This is a genomic window from Kitasatospora sp. NPDC057512 (assembly GCF_042802135.1).
GTDB lineage: Bacteria > Actinomycetota > Actinomycetes > Streptomycetales > Streptomycetaceae > Kitasatospora.
This window is the reverse complement of sequence record NZ_JBHVET010001010.1, coordinates 1-2402: the sequence shown is the minus strand read 5'-3', so window position 1 is coordinate 2402 and position 2402 is coordinate 1. Positions and strand designations below refer to the sequence as shown.

General features: G+C 73.9%; 2 protein-coding genes and 1 tRNA gene. 2 read left to right on the top strand and 1 reads right to left on the bottom strand.

Translation table 11 applies throughout. The features are described from left to right. Nucleotides 1–579: 579 nt before the first annotated feature. Nucleotides 580–1233 (top strand): isopentenyl-diphosphate Delta-isomerase, encoded by a 654-nt coding sequence (gene idi / locus ACFU6K_RS36890; protein WP_380670696.1) that lies wholly within the window; start codon nucleotides 580–582, stop codon nucleotides 1231–1233. Between the two features lie 105 nt (nucleotides 1234–1338). On the opposite strand, the gene ACFU6K_RS36885 is transcribed toward idi, so the two are convergent. Next, a complete protein-coding gene (locus ACFU6K_RS36885) occupies nucleotides 1339–1857 on the bottom strand; it encodes an ATP-binding protein (RefSeq protein WP_380670694.1) in 519 nt (172 codons plus the stop codon). 430 nt (nucleotides 1858–2287) lie between these two features. Between ACFU6K_RS36885 and ACFU6K_RS36880 the strand changes: the two genes are divergently transcribed. Next, nucleotides 2288–2372, top strand: a tRNA-Leu gene (locus ACFU6K_RS36880). The last annotated feature ends 30 nt before the right edge of the window (nucleotides 2373–2402 follow it).

The window sequence follows — 2402 nt, the reverse complement described above, 5'->3', positions numbered from 1 at the left end:
CTCCTGATCCGTCGTGCTGTGCGCGGGGCCGTGCCGGGGCGGCGCCACCGGGACCCCCGGACCGGTGTTCGACCGGGCCGGGCGGCGGCGCGCCGGTGCCGGCACAGATCCGGGCACCGTGTCGTATGTGATGGTAGGCGACCAGGGCGACCGGCCAGAACGCGCCCGCCCGGCCCGGGGGCGGCGGCGGGGCGGCGGACGGGCGGCCGCCGAGGGCCCGTCGAGCGGCCGGCGAGCGGCCCGGGGGCCGCGACGGATCCGCCCGGGCGCCGCCGGGGGAACGCCGCGAGGAGGCCGTGAGGAGGCGCCGGACCGGTCGAACGGGCTCCGAACGCATGCCGAACGGTTCTGCGAATTCTGTGACCCTTACGAGGGCATCCCAGACCCTTCTCTGGACGGTTTCCGACTCCTCCGGGTCATGATCCGCCCGGTTGTGCGTGGGACCCCTGCCGACCGCCACCCATACGGCAGACTGGATGCCGACGCCGGCGCCGGTGCCCCCGCTGTGTCCGCCGCACTCCGCCCGGTGCGTCGGAGACACCCGATGCTCCCGTTGCTCCCGCTCCCGAAAGAGGCCCCATGCCCCAGAGTCTTCCGACCGACCCCACGCACTTCGCGGCCGAGATCGACACCGGTCTCGACGTGGAGACCGATGTGACGGTCGCCCCCCGGGCCACCGGGTCCGCCCCCGTCGGAACCGAGATCCTGCTGGAACTGGTCGACGACGCGGGCGTCACGATCGGCACCGGCGAGAAGCTCTGGGCCCACCAGCAGCCGGGCCGGCTGCACCGGGCCTTCTCGGTCTTCCTGTTCGACCGCCAGGGCCGACTGCTGCTCCAGCGCCGGGCCCTCGGCAAGTACCACTCCCCCGGCGTCTGGTCGAACACCTGCTGCGGCCACCCGTACCCGGACGAGCCGCCGTTCGTCGCCGCCGCCCGGCGCACCGCCGAGGAGCTGGGCGTCGCACCGGCGCTGCTGTGCGAGGCGGGCACCGTCCGCTACGACCTGCCGGACGAGGCGTCCGGGCTGATCGAGCGGGAGTGGAACCACCTGTTCGTGGGACTGGTCACCGCGCCGGTCGAGCCCGCCCCGGAGGAGGTGGACGACTTCGCCTTCGTGACCGCGCAGGAGCTGCGCGAGCTGCGGGCGGAGCGGCCGTTCTCGGTCTGGTTCGAGACGGTCTTCGAGGCCGCGCTGCCGGGCATCCGGGAGATCGCCGGGCGGGACTGGTAGCCCGGCCGTCCCGGCGGGTGGTCCGGCCGTCCCGACCGGCGGTCCGGAGGTGTCGGCCGTCGGTCCGGAGGTGTCCGCCGTCGGTCCGGCGCCCGGCCCGGCCGGTCAGTGGTCGGGCCCCGGGGGAACGGGCAGCGAGGCCCAGATGACCTTGCCGCCCTCCCCCGTGTCTTCGACGTCGCACACCCCGCCGGCCTGCAGGGTGACGCTCTTCACCAGCAACAGGCCGCGCCCGCCGGTGCGTCCGGTGTCGTTCTCCAGCGCCTTCGGCCGGTACGGGTCCCCGTCCTCCACCGACACCCGCACCCAGGCCCGGCGCAGCGACAGCTCGGTGACCACCTCGGGCGACAGCTCGGCGGCGTGCGTCACCGCGTTGCTCACCAGCTCCGAGACGATCAGCAGCAGGTCGTCCACCAGCTCCTGGTAGCGCACCCCGGTCATGCCCTGGGCCAGCAGGCGGTCGCGCACCGCGTGCCGGGTGAGCGGCACCGAGGCCTCGGTGGCGGGCACCGGGAAGCGCCACACGCCCTCGGTGGGGCCCGCGGAGACCGTGGCCCCGACCGGGCCCTCCCCCCGCCTGCCGCGTCTCGGTTCGGCCTTCGCCGCTCCGCTGATCTGCTCCACGTCCAGCCGCCCTTCGTCCGCGACCCGGGAATCAGGCGATCCGCTTCATGGCGCCCTCGGTCCACAGAGGCTAGGAGAGCCGTCGCGGCGGGTGCGGCACCGTCGACAAGTTGCCCGTGTCGGACCGGTTCCGGCCGCAACCGACCGCCGACGGTACGGGAGTCGACCGGTTCCTTCGCGGACCCCACCGGTTCGGGCCGGATTCGAGCGCGTTCACAGGCCGTACCAACCTGTGCGGGCGGCGCGCGGGGCCTGATGCGGGCCTGACCAGGATGTCCGGCGGTGCGGCCCCGGGGACCCGGGAGCGGCCCCGACCAGGATGTCCGGTGGCGCGGCCCGAGGAAGCGCAGGTGAGAAGCACTCCAGAACCCTGGTAATGTTCTCTCTGTCGCCGAGGGGGCGAGGAAAAAGCCCCCGAAGCACACACCCAGTCCGGGTGGCGGAATGGCAGACGCGCTAGCTTGAGGTGCTAGTGCCCTTTATCGGGCGTGGGGGTTCAAGTCCCCCCTCGGACACAGCCGAAATTCCCCGTGGAGGCCGAAAGG

Excerpts from the sequence above, each read along its gene's own strand:
- idi (WP_380670696.1), top strand. The coding sequence starts at position 580 with ATGCCCCAGAGTCTTCCGACCGACCCCACGCACTTCGCGGCCGAGATC.